Raw genomic sequence first — 14,160 nt, forward strand, 5'->3', positions numbered from 1 at the left:
GAGATTCTCCACGGAGCACGTTCAGTCACCGAATCGCCACCGACCGGTCCCAAACTCGCAGTCAGCGCAGGTTCCCACCGCCAACACACGTCTGCTGACCAGCAGCACCACCTACAGACGCTGCGGGAGCGGCACGAGGGTCAACAGACTCGTCGTGCGCCGTTTCGCCGGGAGCAGTCACCGGGAGCCACCCATACGACACCGGATCAGCTCCTGCGGCACAACCCCCGTTCCGGAAAGCACCAGCTCACGACGGCTACAGGACCGTACAGATGTTGTCGGTGCCACCCCAAGGACTCAAACCTGCCGCCTGTCGGCGACGGGTGCATCGTTAAGCCGACGCCGACAGTAAGCGCCCCCGCTCGACACGTTCGCATGCCTCGCGTCGGACGACGGCCAGGACACGGTGCCGACCTCACACACGGCTGATCTGCAGTCAGCGCCATCGGCGGCCCCGAGCCGATTCGCTGCGGGCAATGACCTGCACATTCCGCGCACTTGATCGACTACACCGTCGGACGGGACGCCACCTCCGCAGGTATGCCTTGCACTACTTCTCCAAACGCGGGAACGCCCCCAAGTCGCACGCAAGGCAGCACAGAGATGGGGAGGCCTCGGCAGTCGAACAGGGAGATCCCGACCACCACCGCCGCCACCGCCGCCGCCGCCGCCGCACCAAGTCTGTGCGGCATACAAGCGCCTATGTCCAGTCTCGACAGATTTCACCGCCGCACGCGGGGGTTCCATCCACCGCGTCCAACGACACCCGAGAGAGCGCTATCGGTAGCTGTCTCGACATGCTGCGCGAGTGACGTCACCCATCCTGGCCCGAGCACGGCTCGCTAGAGGAGGCGCCATCGGTGCTCAAGTTCAGCCCGAGCAGGTCAGCAAGAGGACACCGCGTACATGTACTTCAGCATGCAGCCGGTGCCGGGATGTCCACTACAGATCGACATCGGACCGCATTTGACGCCCGGAATGCCAAATACGTCGCACGCGCAGTGGACAGGGACGACGATACTTGCAGCCCGAATTCGCCCCCGAATCGACCCGGACAGCTTGTTCAGCGAGAACACATGTCCTCTGACCTGCGAAAATAAAGAGCGGCAGACGAGTCAGGCTATACGCCGGGTTCTGTGTCCGGGAGGACCTCACGATCCCCCCGGCGACGGCCATCCATCTAGGACCGGTGTTGCCACCGGCCTCGTGCGGTCTACCCGCGGACTCGGGCGGGCAGCCCTCGAACGTCCGCGCAGAGCCACCCTTCTTGCGAAGAGGCGGCTCCTTTTGACCTTGCTCCGGGTGGGGTTTACCTAGCCGCCTGAGTCACCCCAGGCGCTGGTGGTCTCTTACACCACCGTTTCACCCTTACCGAGGACCGAGGTCCCCGGCGGTCTGTTTTCTGTGGCACTGTCCCGCGGGTCACCCCGGGTGGCCGTTAGCCATCACCCTGCCCTGTGGAGCCCGGACGTTCCTCGGGAAGTCCCCCTAGGGGCACTCCACGCGGCCGTCCGCCCGGCTCGTCTGCCGTGTCGACCATGCTACCGGGCGGGCACCATCCCTTCGACCGGTGCCCGCCGTCGCCAGCACCGACCCCGCCAGGATCAGCGTGAACGCCACCGCGATACCCACCGTCAGGCTCTCCCCCAGGAACAGCGCGCCCGCCGCCACCGCCACCGCCGGGTTGACATACGTGATCACCGTCGAACGGGTCGGGCCGACCTCCTTGATCAGCTCCAGGAAGGCCACGAACGCCACCGCCGTGCAGATCACTCCCAGGCCGGCGAGGGAGGCCAGGACCTGGGGGGACGGGACCGAGGACGGCCACGTCACCGCCGCCGCCGGGGCGTAGACGATCGCCGCCAACGCCAGGCACGGGGCGGTTAGTTGGAGCGTCGGGACGTCCTTCAGGTAGCGGGCCGCTATCAGTGGCGCCGTCGCATAGCCCAGCACCGTCAGCAGCACCTCAACCAGCGAGCGCGCGTCGCCGCCCGTCAGATGCGGGACCGTGAGGACGGTGACCCCGGCCAGGCCCAGTGCCAGGCCTGCCACCCGACGCGCCCCCAGCCGTTCCGCGTCGCCGAAGAAGCGGGCCATGAGCACGCCGACGATCGGTACGCCCGCGATGAGCAGGCCCGCCGTAGAGCTGGACAGGTGCCGTTCCGCGTCCGTGAGGGTGAACCACGGGCCGATGATCTCGATGCACGCGAAGGCCAGCATCGGGCGCCAGTGCGCGCGGATCGTCCCGGCCAGGCCGCCTTGTCGTAGCGCGAAAGGCAGGAGGAGTACGGCGCCCAGGGCGCAGCGCGTGAAGACGACCATGGACGGGGACAGCGGGGCGTCCACCGCCACCTTGATCATCAGGTAGGGGATGCCCCACACCACTCCCATCAGGGAGAACAGGAACCAGCCGCGTGCAGTCATACGGCGAGTTTGCGCCGACCCCTCATCGGGAGTCTTGAACGCTGTTGCGGTACGCCGCCGGCGTCACCCCGAGCACCCGCCGGAACCACCGCGTCAGGTGCGCCTGGTCCGCGAAGCCCACCTGCGCCGCCACCTCGGCGGGCCGGCCGCCCGCGTCCAGCAGACCGCGCGCCCGGGTCACCCGGTACTGGGCCAGCCAGGCGTACGGCGGTATCCCCATCGTCGTACGGAAGGCGCGGAGCAGTTGGTAGCGGGACAGGCCGAAGTCCGCGGCCAGGGACGAGAGCGACGGTGGGGTGAGCAGTTCGTCCGCCAGACGGTCCCTCACCGCGTGGGCCACCCACGCCGCGCCCGGGATCTCGTCCGGTGCCGGGCGCGATGTGGAGTGGCGGCGGGCGAGCGCCGTGAGGAGCCACGGGAGGCGGGACTCCGCCTCCAACGGGTCCGGGCAGAGGCTGAGTTGGGTGTGCGCCACGCGCAGCGCCACGGCGAGTTCGGCGTCGTCGAGGAGCGGCTCGCGGAAGTGCGGGAGGGCGGCGCCGAGGATGCCGTCCGTCAGCAGTCCCGGGTCGGCGTAGAGGGCTCGGTAGGCGTAGCCGTCGGTGGTGGTGCCGGGGCCGCCGGTGTGCATTTCGCCGGGGGCGAGTACGACGATGGAGCCCGGGTGCGTGCGGATGTGGCCGCCGCGGTAGTCGATGAGTTCCGAGCCGTCGACGCAGACGCCGATCGTGAACTCCTCGTGCGCGTGCGGGGCGTAGACATGCCGGTCGAAGCGGGCCGTCAGGAGATCGAGCGGCGGGCCGCAGTGGCCCAGTCTCGCCCTCGTCCACAGTGCCTGCTCACGTGCGCTCACCGGCCGCACCCCCTCTCCCCCACAGGGTGCAACGCGCCGGGGCCGTATGTCATGCCGGGGTGAGCGCCCGTTCCAACACGTCGAAGGCCGCGCACAGCCGTGCCCGATGGTCCGCTACGAGTCCTTCCGCGCCCTCTCCCGCGAAGACGCGGCGCGCGGTGGTGACGTAGACCGTGCGGTACGCGGCCACGGTCAGGGCCGCGGTCAGGGCGGGGTCGGGGGTGTCCGGGGCGGTCTCGGTGAGGGCGGTGGTCAGGGCGTTCTCTATCTCCTCCAGGGCTTCGCGGCCCCGGGCGCGCAGGGCGGGCGAGTCGGCCACGACCTCCCAGAAGTCCGGGAATCCGCTGTCGGGACCGGCCAACGGGTGGCGCCGGTCGAGGAGTTCGAGGGCGAGGCGGCGGAGCGCGGCGAGCGGGGTCTCGCCGGGGGCGCGGTCGCGTACGGCCCCGCCGAACATCTCGACCGCCTCCGGGATGCGGTCGAGGAACAGGTCCTCCTTGCGCGGGAAGTAGTTGAAGACGGTCATCGTCGACACCTCGGCGGCGCGCGCGACCTCCGCGACCGACACCTGGTCGAAGCCGCGCTCCCGGAACAGCGCCGAGGCGACGTTCGAGATCCGCTGCCGCGTCGCCCGCTTCTTGCGCTCCCTCAGCGGCAGTTCGGCCGCGCCCTTGGGCTCGTTCACGCTCTCGTATCTGCTCTCACTCACGAGAACAGTGTAGCCAACATAATTTTTTAGTGACTACACTCAAGCCATGAACACTGACACGAGCACGAGCACGAGCACGGACACCGATATCGACACCGACTACGACGTCGTCATCGCCGGAGCCGGGCCCATCGGGCTGCTGCTCGCCTGTGAGCTGCGGCTCGGCGGGGCTCGCGTGCTGGTCGCGGAGCGGCTGGCCGAGGTGGACGAGACCATCAAGGCGGGCGGGATCAACACCCTCACCGCCGTCGGCCTGTACCGGCGGGGGCTGCTGCCCGCGCTCACCGAGGTGCAGGTCGAGACGGCGAAGGGCATGAAGGAGTTCCTGCGGACGCAGAGCGGTGGAGACGGGGCCGCTCCGCCGCCGAAGTCCGCCGGGCACTTCGCCGGGATCACCCTGCGGGCCGATCTGCTCGACGGGTCGGACCCCGCCTTCGCGGAGGTCGGTCCGCCCGGCGAGGTCGGCCGGTTCGTCCCGCAGGCCCCGTTGGAGCGGCTGCTCGGCCGGCGCGCCGACGAACTCGGCGTAGAGGTGCGCCGGCAGGTCGAGTTGACCGGCTACGACGCGGACGACGAGGGGGTGACCGTCCACCTCGCCGCTACGGACGGATCGGCGCCGCAGGCCGTCCGCACGGGCTGGCTGGTCGGCTGCGACGGCGGCCGAAGCCTCGTGCGCAAGCTCGCCGGGATCGCGTTCCCGGGCACCGCACCGGAGATCACCGGCTACCAGGCGATCGCCGACATGACCGGCACCGAGGGGCTGAGCAAGGGCTGGAACGCCACCGGCACCGGGATATACACCTACGGCCCGATGCCGGGACGGATGGTCTCCATCGAGTTCGACGGGCCGCCCGCCGACCGTCAATCCCCGGTCACCACCGAGGAGTTGCAGGCCAGTGTGCGCCGCGTGACCGGCGTCGACGTCACCGTGCACGCGCTGCACACGGCGACCCGTTTCACCGACAACTGCCGTCAGGCGGACACCTATCGCGCGGACCGGGTGCTGCTCGCGGGCGACGCGGCGCATGTGCACTCGCCGTTCGGCGGACAGGGGCTCAACCTCGGTGTCGGGGACGCGATGAACCTCGGCTGGAAGCTCGCCCTGGTGGTGAGCGGCCGGGCCCCGGCCGACCTGCTGGACACCTACACCGCGGAACGGCATCCGATCGGCGCCTGGGTGCTGGACTGGACGCGCGCCCAGATCGCGATCATGCGCCCCGACGCCCACGCCCGTGCCCTGCGCGGGATCGTCGGCGACCTCGCTGGGACGGCCGACGGCACGACGTACTTCGTCAAGCGGATCTCCGGCGCCTGGCAGCGCTACGACTTCCCGGGCGACCACCCGCTGACCGGCCGCAGCGCCCCCGACCTCGAACTCGCCGACGGCACCCGCCTCGGCGACCACCTCCACACCGGCCGGGCCCTCCTCCTCGACCTCGCCGACGACCCCGAACTCCGCGCCCGCGCGGCCGGTTACGAGGGCCTGTTGGACGTCCTCACCACGACCTGCCCCCAACACCCGGAACTCGCCGGGCTGTTGGTGCGCCCGGACGGGTTCACGGCATGGGCGGCCGACGTGAACGGCACCGAGGATGACCCGACGGAGGCACTGCGACTGTGGTTCGGCGCGCCGCTTGGCGCTTGACACTCACGCGACGTCAGCATCTGCACTGACCCCATGAGGACCAACTGGGCAGGCGGCGGGCGGGTGTTCGGGTATGCGCGGGCGCGACGGGCCCTGGTGGCCGGGTCGGCGCTCGCGTGCGTCCTGGAGACCCTCACCATGTCGGTGCTGCTGCGGGACTGGCCGGTGCTCCACCAAGTGGTGCCGGTCCTGGGCCTCTTGGCGGTCGCGTCCGTCGTCGCCCTGCACGCGGCCTCCGTCGCCCGCCCGCACCTGCTGGACACGGACACATGTGCGCTACGGCTCCGGCGGGCCACCCGCGCCGATCTGCTCATCCCCTTGAGCCATATCGCCTCCGTCCGGGGCGAGTTGCGGACGGCCCGGCGCCGGGCCGACGGCGAACTCGACCTCCCCGTCGCCTTCCGCACCACCGTCACCCTTCAACTCGCCCAGTCCGTAACCCACTTCACCCTCCTCGGCCGACGGCGGGAGGTCGACACCGTCCACTTCCACGCCGACGACGCCGACCGCGTCGTAGCGACCCTTCAGGCTCATCTGGAAGCGGTCAGGCGGGCGCGAACCGTACCTTCGACGTCCCCGGGTCCGCCTGGGTGAGGCGGACGCGCAGGCGCTCCCCCAGCGGCAGCGGAGTCGTGCCGCCTTCGAGGCGGGCGACGACGGCCGGGGTGTCCAACTGCACCTTTCCGACGGTGGGTTGGCGTTCGTCCACGTCCACCACATAGCCGTCGAAGAGGTCGCCGACGCGGTCCTTCAGCAGGGCCGCCTCGACGATGTCGACGCACTCGCGCTCGACGGTGCCGGCGAGGCGGGTGCCGTCGGCCATCTGTTTGGGGAGGGCGTCGAGTCCGGCCAGGACCCAGGCGGGCGGGTTGCCGGGGGCGAGGCAGAGTTCGGAGGCGTAGCGGTCGACGAGGCGCCGTAGGGGTGCCGTGCAGTGGGTGTAGGGGGCGGCCACCGCCGCGTGGGTGGTGACGGGCGGGAGGTTGCCGTCGCGGAAGACCGTGTAGCCCGCGCCGCGCAGCAGGGTCGTGCACTCCTGGAGGAAGGCCGCGTGGTGCGGGAGGTGCGGGTCGAGGGAGCGGATGAGCTGCGCGTACGGCATGTGGTGCGGCCAGTCGATGTGCAGGGCGTGCGCGGTGCGGTGCAGACGGCCGACGGCGCCGTCGGGGGCGATCGGCAGGGTGCGCAGGATGCCGGTGCCGTGCGTGAGCATCAGGGCGGCGGCGGCCATGCCGGTGAGGAGGGAGATCTGGGCGTTCCAGCCGTCGGCCGGGAGCGGGGCGCGGTAGGCGAGTTCGTAGGTGTGGCCGCGCTCGACGATCTCCTGCTCGGGCACGTTGAGGGAGATGCCGCCGCGCTCGACCTCCAGGCGTTCGCGCGCCTCGCCGATGTCCTTCAGCAGCGCGAGCGGCTCCTCGGCGGTGCCCGCGTCGATCTGCCGCTGCGCGGTGGCGTAGTCGAGTTTGGCGCGGCTGCGGACGAGGGCGCGGCGGACGTCGACGGCGGACGTACGGCCGTCCGCGTCGAGGTCGATCGTCCACAGCACCGCCGGCCGGGTCACGTCCGGCAGCAGGCTCGCGGCGCCCTCGCTCAGCAGGGGCGGGTGCAGCGGGGTCTTCTCGTCGGGGAAGTAGAGGGTGGTCACGCGGCGGTGGGCCTCCGCGTCCAGCGCGCCGCCGGGGACGACGAAGGCGGCGACGTCGGCGATGGCGTACCGGACGCGGAAGCCTGTCCCCCCGCTCCCCCTACGGGACAGGTGCATCGCCTGGTCCAGGTCCATGGACGTGGGCGGGTCGATGGTGAAGAAGGGGATGTCGGTCGCGTCCTCGGCGGGCGGGGCCGGTGCCTTCGCGGCGCGTTCCGCCTCCGCCAGCACCTCCGGCGGGAAGTTCTCGGGTACGCCGAGTTCGGTGCGGAGTGCGGTGAGGGCGGCGCGGAGCGGGGCTTCGGGGGTGCCGGTCACCCGGATACGGCGGCTGGGCATGTCACGAGCGTAGGCACAATCCGCAGGCCCGCACCCTTTACGCTGGCGCAGGCCCCCATGTAAGCCAGAAGCTCCCCAGAAGTCCCCTAAGGAGAAACCCGCCGTGCTCGTCCTGCTGCCGCCTTCCGAAGGCAAGGCCTCCTCCGGCCGCGGTGCCCCCCTCAAGCCGGAGTCGCTGTCGCTGCCGGGACTCGCCGACGCCCGCGCCGCCGTACTCGACGAACTCGTCGACCTGTGCGCGGCCGACGAGGACAAGGCACGCGAGGTGCTCGGGCTGAGTGAGGGGCTGCGCGGCGAGATCGCGAAGAACGTCGACCTGCGGACGGCGGGTGCGCGGCCCGCCGGGGAGATCTATACGGGGGTTCTCTACGACGCCCTCGACCTGGCCTCGCTCGAACCCGCCGCGAAGAGGCGGGCCGCGCGCTCGCTGCTCGTGTTCTCCGGGTTGTGGGGCGCGGTGCGGGTGACGGACCGGATTCCGTCGTATCGCTGCTCGATGGGGGTACGGCTGCCCGGGCTCGGCGCGCTGGGCTCGCACTGGCGGGCCCCGATGGCGGCGGTGCTGCCGGAGGTCGCCGGGGACGGGCTCGTCCTGGACCTGCGGTCCTCGGCGTATGCGGGGGCGTGGAAGCCGAAGGGGGAGGTCGCGGGGCGGACGGCGACCGTACGGGTGCTGCACGCGCCGACGCGGAAGGTCGTCAGCCACTTCAACAAGGCGACGAAGGGGCGGATCGTGCGGAGTCTGTTGACCTCGGCGGGGGTGCCGGGGACGCCGGGTGAGTTGGTGGAGGCGTTGCGGGGGTTGGGGTACGAGGTGGAGGCGGAGGTGCCTTCGCAGGCGGGGCGGGCTTGGGCGTTGGATGTGTTGGTGGACGAGATCCACTAAGGGTTTTCGAGCGTCACTGAGGGGTTTTGAGCGCGTGCGTTGCAGTGTGCGCAATGGGCTTTGCGTGTGCTGCATCGGCTCGGCAGGATGTGGGCATGCCTTCCTCGCCGTCGCCTTCCTCTGGCCTGCTCGATCTTGCTCCTGTGCTGCCCGTCGTCGTCATCGAGGACGTCGCCGATGCGGTGCCGCTCGCGCGGGCGCTCGTCGCCGGGGGGCTGCCCGCGATTGAGGTGACCTTGCGGACGCCGGGCGCGCTGGAGGCTTTGCGGGCCATCGCGGGTGAGGTGTCGGGGGCCGTGGTGGGGGCGGGGACCGTGTTGACTCCGGGGCAGGTGAAGGAGTGCGTGGGGGCGGGGGCGCGGTTCCTTGTCAGTCCCGGGTGGACCGAACTGCTGCTGGAGGCCATGCAGGGGTCCGGGGTGCCGTTTCTGCCGGGGGTGTCGACCACGTCCGAGGTGGTCGCGCTGTTGGAGCGCGGGGTGCGGGAGATGAAGTTCTTCCCGGCTCAGGCCTCGGGGGGTACGGCGTATCTCAAGGCGCTGGCGGGGCCGTTGCCGCAGGCGCGGTTCTGTCCTACCGGGGGGATAGGGGTCGACTCCGCGCCGGAGTATCTGGCCTTGCCCAACGTCGGGTGTGTGGGCGGGAGTTGGATGCTTCCGGCGGATGCGGTGGCCGCGCGGGACTGGGGGCGGGTCGAGGTGCTGGCCCGGGAGGCGGCGGCGCTGCGCTCAGCGTAGGTGGGACGTGTCGTTGAAGAGTCGTACGCTCGCGTTGCCGTCGGCGTAGTACGCCACCGCCGAGATCGAGGCGGCCGAGAGTTCCATGCGGAACAGGGACTCCGGTGGGGCGCCCAGGGCGAGTTGGACGAACGTCTTGATCGGGGTGACGTGGGTCACGAGGAGGACGGTGCGGCCCGCGTAGGCCGCGGTCAGCTTGTCCCGGGTGGCGGCGATTCGGGTTGCCGTGTCCGCGAAGCTCTCGCCGCCGCCGGTGGGTTGGGCCGTGGGGTCGGCCAGCCAGGTGGTCAGGTCTTCGGGGTAGCGGTCGCGTACCTCGCCGAAGGTGAGGCCTTCCCAGGCGCCGAAGTCCGTTTCGCGCAGGCCGTCTTCGATCGTCACGGGCAGGCCGAGGCGGTCTGCTACGGCTGCGGCGGTTTCCCTGGTGCGGGTGAGGGGGGAGGCGATGATGTGCTGGATCGTGCCTCGGGCTGCCAACGCGGTTGCGGCCCGGGTGGCTTGGTCCTGGCCGACGTTGGAGAGGGAGGGGTTCGTTCCGCCGCTGCCTGAGAAGCGTTTCTGGGGGGTGAGGGGGGTTTCGCCGTGGCGTAGGAGGACGAAGGTCGCGGGGGCGCCCATGTCCGCGGGGGCCCAACCGGCGCTGGGGGTCGCTACGTTGCGGGCTGCGCGGGTGTCGGCGGTGGTTTTGTCGGTTGTCGTCACAGTGCCGGCCGGTGGGGGCTGGTCGCGCAGTTCCCCGCGCCCCTTAAGAGCGTCGGCCGAGCCTGCACTGGAAAGCCCCGCATGTGTCCCGCGCCCCTGAAAAACCTCGGCTGAGCCTGCACTGGAAAGCTCGGCGCGCCCGCGGCCCACAGGTGCCTCGCCCGGGCCCGCGTCGGAAAGCTGATCGCTGTCGCGCCCCTTGAGGCGCGCATCTGAGCCGGAGTCTGCGAGTGCCGCCCTTGTACTTGCCGCGCCCGCTGCCGCGTCCCCGGGCGGCCCCGCCGGGTCAGGTGACCCGGACCGCCGCGCCCGCACATCCAACTCCGCCGTCGAACTCGCCGCCGACCACGGCTCGCCCCGCTTCCCCGCATCCATCGCCTCGTTGGCCAAGCGGTCGGCGTGTTTGTTCTGGGCTCGGGGAATCCACTCGTACGTCACCTGGTCCGCAGGGAACACCCCGCCCGCCTCTGCCGCCAGCGGCTTCATGTCGGGGTGTTTGATCTTCCAGCGGCCCGACATCTGTTCCACGACCAGCTTGGAGTCCATGCGGACGTGGATGTGGGCGGCGGGGTCCAGGGCGTGGGCCGTGCGGAGGCCGGCCACCAGGCCCCGGTACTCGGCGACGTTGTTCGTGGCGATGCCGATGTACTCGGCCGCCTCCGCCAGGGTCTCCCCCGTCGTCGCGTCGATGACCACCGAACCGTAGCCCGCGGGGCCCGGGTTTCCCCGGGAACCGCCGTCCGCCTCGACGATGAACTCCCGCACGGCGCAAGCTCCTTACAGGCCGGAGTCGGACGTGCGCACCAGGATGCGGCGGCAGTTCTCGCAGCGTACGACCGTGTCGGGGGCCGCGGCGCGGACCTCGTTGAAGTCGGTGATGGCGAGCTCCTGGCGGCAGCCCTGGCAGGTGCGCTGGTACAGCTTGGCCGCGCCGATGCCGCCCTGCTGCTGGCGGAGCTTGTCGTAGAGCTTGAGGAGGTCCGCGGGGATGGTCGCCGAGACGACCTCGCGCTCCTTCTCGGCCGTGGCCTCGTCGGCGTCGAGGGTCTCGTACGCGGCCTCGCGGCGGGCGGTCGCGTCGTCGATCCTGCCCTGCACGGAACCGACCCGCTCGGTCAGTTCGGCGGTGCGCTCCTGCGCGGACTCACGGCGCTCCATGACTTCGAGGACGATGTCCTCCAGGTCGCCCTGGCGCTTGGCGAGGGAGACGATCTCGCGCTGGAGGTTCTCCAGGTCCTTGGGCGAGGTGACGGCGCCGGAGTCGAGGCGCTGCTGGTCGCGGGTGGCGCGCTGGCGCACCTGGTCCACGTCCTGCTCGGCCTTGGTCTGCTCGCGGGCGCAGTCACTCTCCTCGGTCTGCACGGCCACGAGCAGGTCGCGCAGCTGGGTGAGGTCCTTGGTCAGCGAGTCGATCTCGGCGTGCTCGGGCAGGGAGTTGCGCTTGTGCGCGAGTTGCGACAGGCGTACGTCGAGGGCCTGGACTTCGAGAAGGCGGATCTGGTCGGCGGGCGCGGCGTTCAGTTGGGGGCTCCAGGTTTGTCAGGTGTGGTGGTGGACGCCGCGTGGGCGGTCCAGGGGTCGGTGACCGTCTTGGAGACATGGACCCTGAGGTCCCATCCCTCGCGGTCGGAGATCTCGTCGAGCTGGGCGGCGGCCAGCTCGCACCAGGGCCACTCGGTGGCCCAGTGCGCCGCGTCGAGCAGCGCGAGAGGAGTGTGGGCGCGGGCCTCGGATACGGGGTGGTGGCGGAGGTCCGCTGTCAGGAACGCGTCCACGCCTGCCGCTCGTACGTCGTCGAAGAGGCTGTCGCCGGAGCCGCCGCTGACCGCGATCCGGTGGACCAGGGCGTCGGGGTCGCCCGCGACGCGGATGCCCTGCGCGGTGGCGGGCAGGCGCTCGGCGGCGCGGGCAGCGAGGTCGCGGACGGTCAGGGGGTGGTCCAGTTCGCAGATCCGGCCCAGGCCCCTGCGGCCCTCCGGATCGGTCGGGTCCGGTACGAGCGGTCCTACGACCCTGAGGTCCAGCGCGCCCGCGAGGGCGTCGGAGACTCCCGGGTCGGCTCGGTCGGCGTTGGTGTGGGCGACGTGCAGCGCGATGTCGTGCTTGATCAGGGTGTGCACCACGCGGCCCTTGAAGGTGGAGGCCGCGACCGTGGTCGTACCGCGCAGGTAGAGGGGGTGGTGGGTGACCAGCAGGTCGGCGCCCAGCTTCACGGCCTCGTCGACGATCTCCCGCACCGGGTCGACGGCGAACAGCACGCGGGTGACGTCCTGGTCCGGGTCGCCCACGACGGTGCCGACCGCGTCCCAGGACTCGGCCCGCTCGGCGGGCCACAGGTTCTCCAGCGCGGCGATGACTTCGGACAGGCGGGGTACGGACTGACGGGGCACGGGGAAAGGCTACCTGGCTGGACCGATCGGCTGAACCGCTGAACCGGCCGTACGGAGGTGCGCGGCCCCGTTCAGCACACCCGCCCCCGTTTCCTCAGGCGAATCGTTACTTGGCCACCCTTATTGGTGAAGCGGCTGCTCATCGGTCCCACGTCCGTACGTGCGAAAACTAGTTTCGTGGCCGGAGGTGACCGAACCATGACGGCCTGTGCGATCGAGCCCACGGCGGCGGACGAGGACGGCGACGAATGCGGGGACGAGTGCGGGGTCCCGCGGAACGGTGGCACCGCGTGTGCGATCACCGCGGACGGGGCGTACGCCGCCCGCCTCGCGCCGGCCGGCGACTGTCTGTTCCCGGAGCGGTGGACGCTGGACGGCCCCGAGCCGTACGCCGTGCCGCTGCCCGGCAACCAGCCGGAGGAGCCCGGCACCGAGGTGCAGCCGATGGGGGACGGGCGGGTGCTCATCCGGCGGCTGGTCGACGGGCGGCACGCGTTCTCGCTGCTCTACCCGACCGGTCCGGGCACCGGTGAGCTGCCGCTCGGCGCGGTCGAGTGCCCGGACCCGGACACCCGGCTGCGGCTGCTGCCGCCCGCGCCGGGGGGCGAGAAGGCGTACGCCCTCGCCGTGGGCCGGCGCTCGACCGCCGTGTGGCTGGTGGCGGGCGGGGCCTTTGGGCCGGAGCATCTCGCGATGGTCCCGGGGCGGTGTTCGGGCGGGGTCTGGCTGGACCGGGCCGGGCGGATGCTGGCCCTGGACCGGGAGGTCGGCGGGCGGACCAAGGCGATCGTGGTCGACCTGGAGCGGGACGGGGAGGTGTCGCCGCTGCTGCAGATCGCCGCGGACAGCGACGACCGGCTGCTCGCGGCCGACCCCGACAGCGGACTGCTCCTGATCCGCTCGGACGCGCCCTCGCCGGGCCGGGGGGACCGGCTGGGCTGGGGGGTCGTCGGCTCCACGCTGCCGGTGCGGTTCCCGGAGTGCCTGCGACTGCCGGACTGCACGGTGACGCCGTTCGCGATCCAGCCGGGGCAGGTGCTGATGCCGGAGAACTGCGGGGTCGCGCTGCGCGTCGACGGGCCGGCCGGCACCTGGTTCGCCGTATGGCGGCCCGCCGAGCGGCAGTTGCTCCAACTCCCGGCGCCCGAGGGGTGGTTGGCGGGCGCCGGGCTGTGGACCGAGGACGGGGTGCTGCGACTGCCGTACGCCACACGGGAAGTGCCGTGCGGTGTGGCGCGGTTCGCGGTGCCCAGGGGGGCGGGGGGAACGGGGGGCCTGGGGGAAGCAGGGGACGCGGGGTCCGCTGCGGCCACGGGGGGCGTGGGGGGTACGGGGGAGACACGCCCGGAGGATCCGGTTCGGGACGGGACGGGGGGCGCGCCTGGGGAGGCCGCGCCGTCGCCGTCGGCACCGTCACGACCGGATCCTCCGGTGCCGGTCGCGCCGCGTCCGGTGCCCTTGCGGGAAGCGCCGCTCAACGGCCGGGTGGCCGTCGGGTAACAAAGTGGTGCGGCTCGGTAACGAACTCGTTCCGGACGGCGGTCCGCCTCGCTTCACCCCGGGAACGGCTGGATAAGATCGCCGGGCTGTATGAAGGATCATGTTGCAACGGGGTGAACTTTCCGATGAACGACTCGAACACCGCGCAGACCATGTCTGCCGACACACACGACGCCTCCGGTCACGGCAAGCACCGGGGTCCGGTCTCGGCACAGGACGGCGATTCGGCCGCCCACGGCCGTCACCGCAAGCCGTCCGAGCAGTCCACGCAGTCGAAGTACGCGGCGGTCTGACGACACGTCAGACGTCCTGCACCATCGCGCACGACAC

12 protein-coding genes, 1 other RNA gene and 1 pseudogene are annotated in these 14,160 nt (G+C 71.4%); 6 read left to right on the top strand and 8 right to left on the bottom strand.

Going from position 1 to position 14,160, the window contains the following annotated elements; all coding sequences use genetic code 11:
- Nucleotides 1-1,107: 1,107 nt before the first annotated feature.
- The 4 genes and pseudogenes from rnpB to OG407_RS16795 form a co-directional block, all read right to left on the bottom strand.
- Nucleotides 1,108-1,523: RNase P RNA component class A (gene rnpB / locus OG407_RS16780), an RNA gene on the bottom strand.
- Between the two features lie 118 nt (nt 1,524-1,641).
- Nucleotides 1,642-2,424, bottom strand: a pseudogene (locus tag OG407_RS16785) (DMT family transporter); the annotation flags it as partial.
- Between the two features lie 22 nt (nt 2,425-2,446).
- On the bottom strand, nt 2,447-3,277 hold the full coding sequence (locus OG407_RS16790; RefSeq protein WP_405858875.1) for a helix-turn-helix domain-containing protein: 831 nt from the start codon (nt 3,275-3,277) through the stop codon (nt 2,447-2,449).
- A 49-nt stretch (nt 3,278-3,326) separates the two neighbouring features.
- Nucleotides 3,327-3,986, bottom strand: a complete 660-nt coding sequence (locus tag OG407_RS16795) for a TetR/AcrR family transcriptional regulator (RefSeq protein ID WP_405858877.1) — start codon at nt 3,984-3,986, stop codon at nt 3,327-3,329.
- Between the two features lie 46 nt (nt 3,987-4,032).
- Between OG407_RS16795 and OG407_RS16800 the strand changes: the two genes are divergently transcribed.
- On the top strand, nt 4,033-5,631 hold the full coding sequence (locus OG407_RS16800; RefSeq protein ID WP_405858879.1) for an FAD-dependent monooxygenase: 1,599 nt from the start codon (nt 4,033-4,035) through the stop codon (nt 5,629-5,631).
- 33 nt (nt 5,632-5,664) lie between these two features.
- Nucleotides 5,665-6,225, top strand: a complete 561-nt coding sequence (locus OG407_RS16805) for a hypothetical protein (RefSeq protein ID WP_405858881.1) — start codon at nt 5,665-5,667, stop codon at nt 6,223-6,225.
- Here the strand turns inward: OG407_RS16805 and OG407_RS16810 are convergent.
- Nucleotides 6,176-7,615 carry an RNB domain-containing ribonuclease gene (locus OG407_RS16810; protein WP_405858882.1) on the bottom strand — a complete coding sequence of 480 codons (1,440 nt, stop codon included), beginning with the start codon at nt 7,613-7,615 and terminating at the stop codon, nt 6,176-6,178. The two genes, OG407_RS16805 and OG407_RS16810, sit on opposite strands and share 50 nt — an antisense overlap.
- A 103-nt stretch (nt 7,616-7,718) precedes the next feature.
- On the opposite strand from OG407_RS16810, the gene yaaA reads away from it, so the two are divergent.
- Both yaaA and eda read left to right on the top strand, forming a co-directional pair.
- Nucleotides 7,719-8,501 (top strand): peroxide stress protein YaaA, encoded by a 783-nt coding sequence (gene yaaA, locus OG407_RS16815; protein WP_405858884.1) that lies wholly within the window; start codon nt 7,719-7,721, stop codon nt 8,499-8,501.
- A 95-nt stretch (nt 8,502-8,596) separates the two neighbouring features.
- On the top strand, nt 8,597-9,238 hold the full coding sequence (gene eda, locus OG407_RS16820) for a bifunctional 4-hydroxy-2-oxoglutarate aldolase/2-dehydro-3-deoxy-phosphogluconate aldolase (protein ID WP_405858886.1): 642 nt from the start codon (nt 8,597-8,599) through the stop codon (nt 9,236-9,238).
- Here the strand turns inward: eda and OG407_RS16825 are convergent.
- Genes OG407_RS16825 through OG407_RS16835 form a run of 3 tightly spaced genes read right to left on the bottom strand, consistent with a single transcriptional unit; the run spans nt 9,230 to nt 12,330 of the window.
- Nucleotides 9,230-10,705, bottom strand: a complete 1,476-nt coding sequence (locus OG407_RS16825) for a bifunctional RNase H/acid phosphatase (RefSeq protein WP_405858888.1) — start codon at nt 10,703-10,705, stop codon at nt 9,230-9,232. The genes eda and OG407_RS16825 overlap by 9 nt on opposite strands.
- Nucleotides 10,706-10,717: 12 nt before the next feature.
- The gene (locus OG407_RS16830) at nt 10,718-11,461 is read right to left on the bottom strand and encodes a zinc ribbon domain-containing protein (RefSeq protein WP_405868442.1); all 744 of its coding nucleotides are present in this window, start codon (nt 11,459-11,461) and stop codon (nt 10,718-10,720) included.
- Nucleotides 11,458-12,330, bottom strand: a complete 873-nt coding sequence (locus OG407_RS16835) for a Nif3-like dinuclear metal center hexameric protein (RefSeq protein WP_403598850.1) — start codon at nt 12,328-12,330, stop codon at nt 11,458-11,460. The genes OG407_RS16830 and OG407_RS16835 overlap by 4 nt, the downstream gene beginning before the upstream one ends.
- A gap of 198 nt (nt 12,331-12,528) precedes the next feature.
- On the opposite strand from OG407_RS16835, the gene OG407_RS16840 reads away from it, so the two are divergent.
- Together OG407_RS16840 and OG407_RS16845 are read left to right on the top strand one after the other, a co-directional pair.
- The gene (locus OG407_RS16840) at nt 12,529-13,830 is read left to right on the top strand and encodes a hypothetical protein (RefSeq protein WP_405858891.1); all 1,302 of its coding nucleotides are present in this window, start codon (nt 12,529-12,531) and stop codon (nt 13,828-13,830) included.
- A 125-nt stretch (nt 13,831-13,955) separates the two neighbouring features.
- Nucleotides 13,956-14,123: a hypothetical protein gene (locus OG407_RS16845; protein ID WP_199810983.1), complete on the top strand. Its 168-nt coding sequence runs from the start codon at nt 13,956-13,958 to the stop codon at nt 14,121-14,123.
- Nucleotides 14,124-14,160: the final 37 nt, after the last annotated feature.

The sequence above is a fragment of the Streptomyces sp. NBC_01515 genome (assembly GCF_045040345.1).
Lineage (GTDB): Bacteria > Actinomycetota > Actinomycetes > Streptomycetales > Streptomycetaceae > Streptomyces.

Excerpts from the sequence above, each read along its gene's own strand:
- OG407_RS16800 (WP_405858879.1), top strand. The coding sequence starts at position 4,033 with ATGAACACTGACACGAGCACGAGCACGAGCACGGACACCGATATCGAC.
- OG407_RS16805 (WP_405858881.1), top strand. The coding sequence starts at position 5,665 with ATGAGGACCAACTGGGCAGGCGGCGGGCGGGTGTTCGGGTATGCGCGG.
- OG407_RS16810 (WP_405858882.1), bottom strand. The coding sequence starts at position 7,615 with ATGCCCAGCCGCCGTATCCGGGTGACCGGCACCCCCGAAGCCCCGCTC.
- eda (WP_405858886.1), top strand. The coding sequence starts at position 8,597 with ATGCCTTCCTCGCCGTCGCCTTCCTCTGGCCTGCTCGATCTTGCTCCT.
- OG407_RS16840 (WP_405858891.1), top strand. The coding sequence starts at position 12,529 with ATGACGGCCTGTGCGATCGAGCCCACGGCGGCGGACGAGGACGGCGAC.
- OG407_RS16845 (WP_199810983.1), top strand. The coding sequence starts at position 13,956 with ATGAACGACTCGAACACCGCGCAGACCATGTCTGCCGACACACACGAC.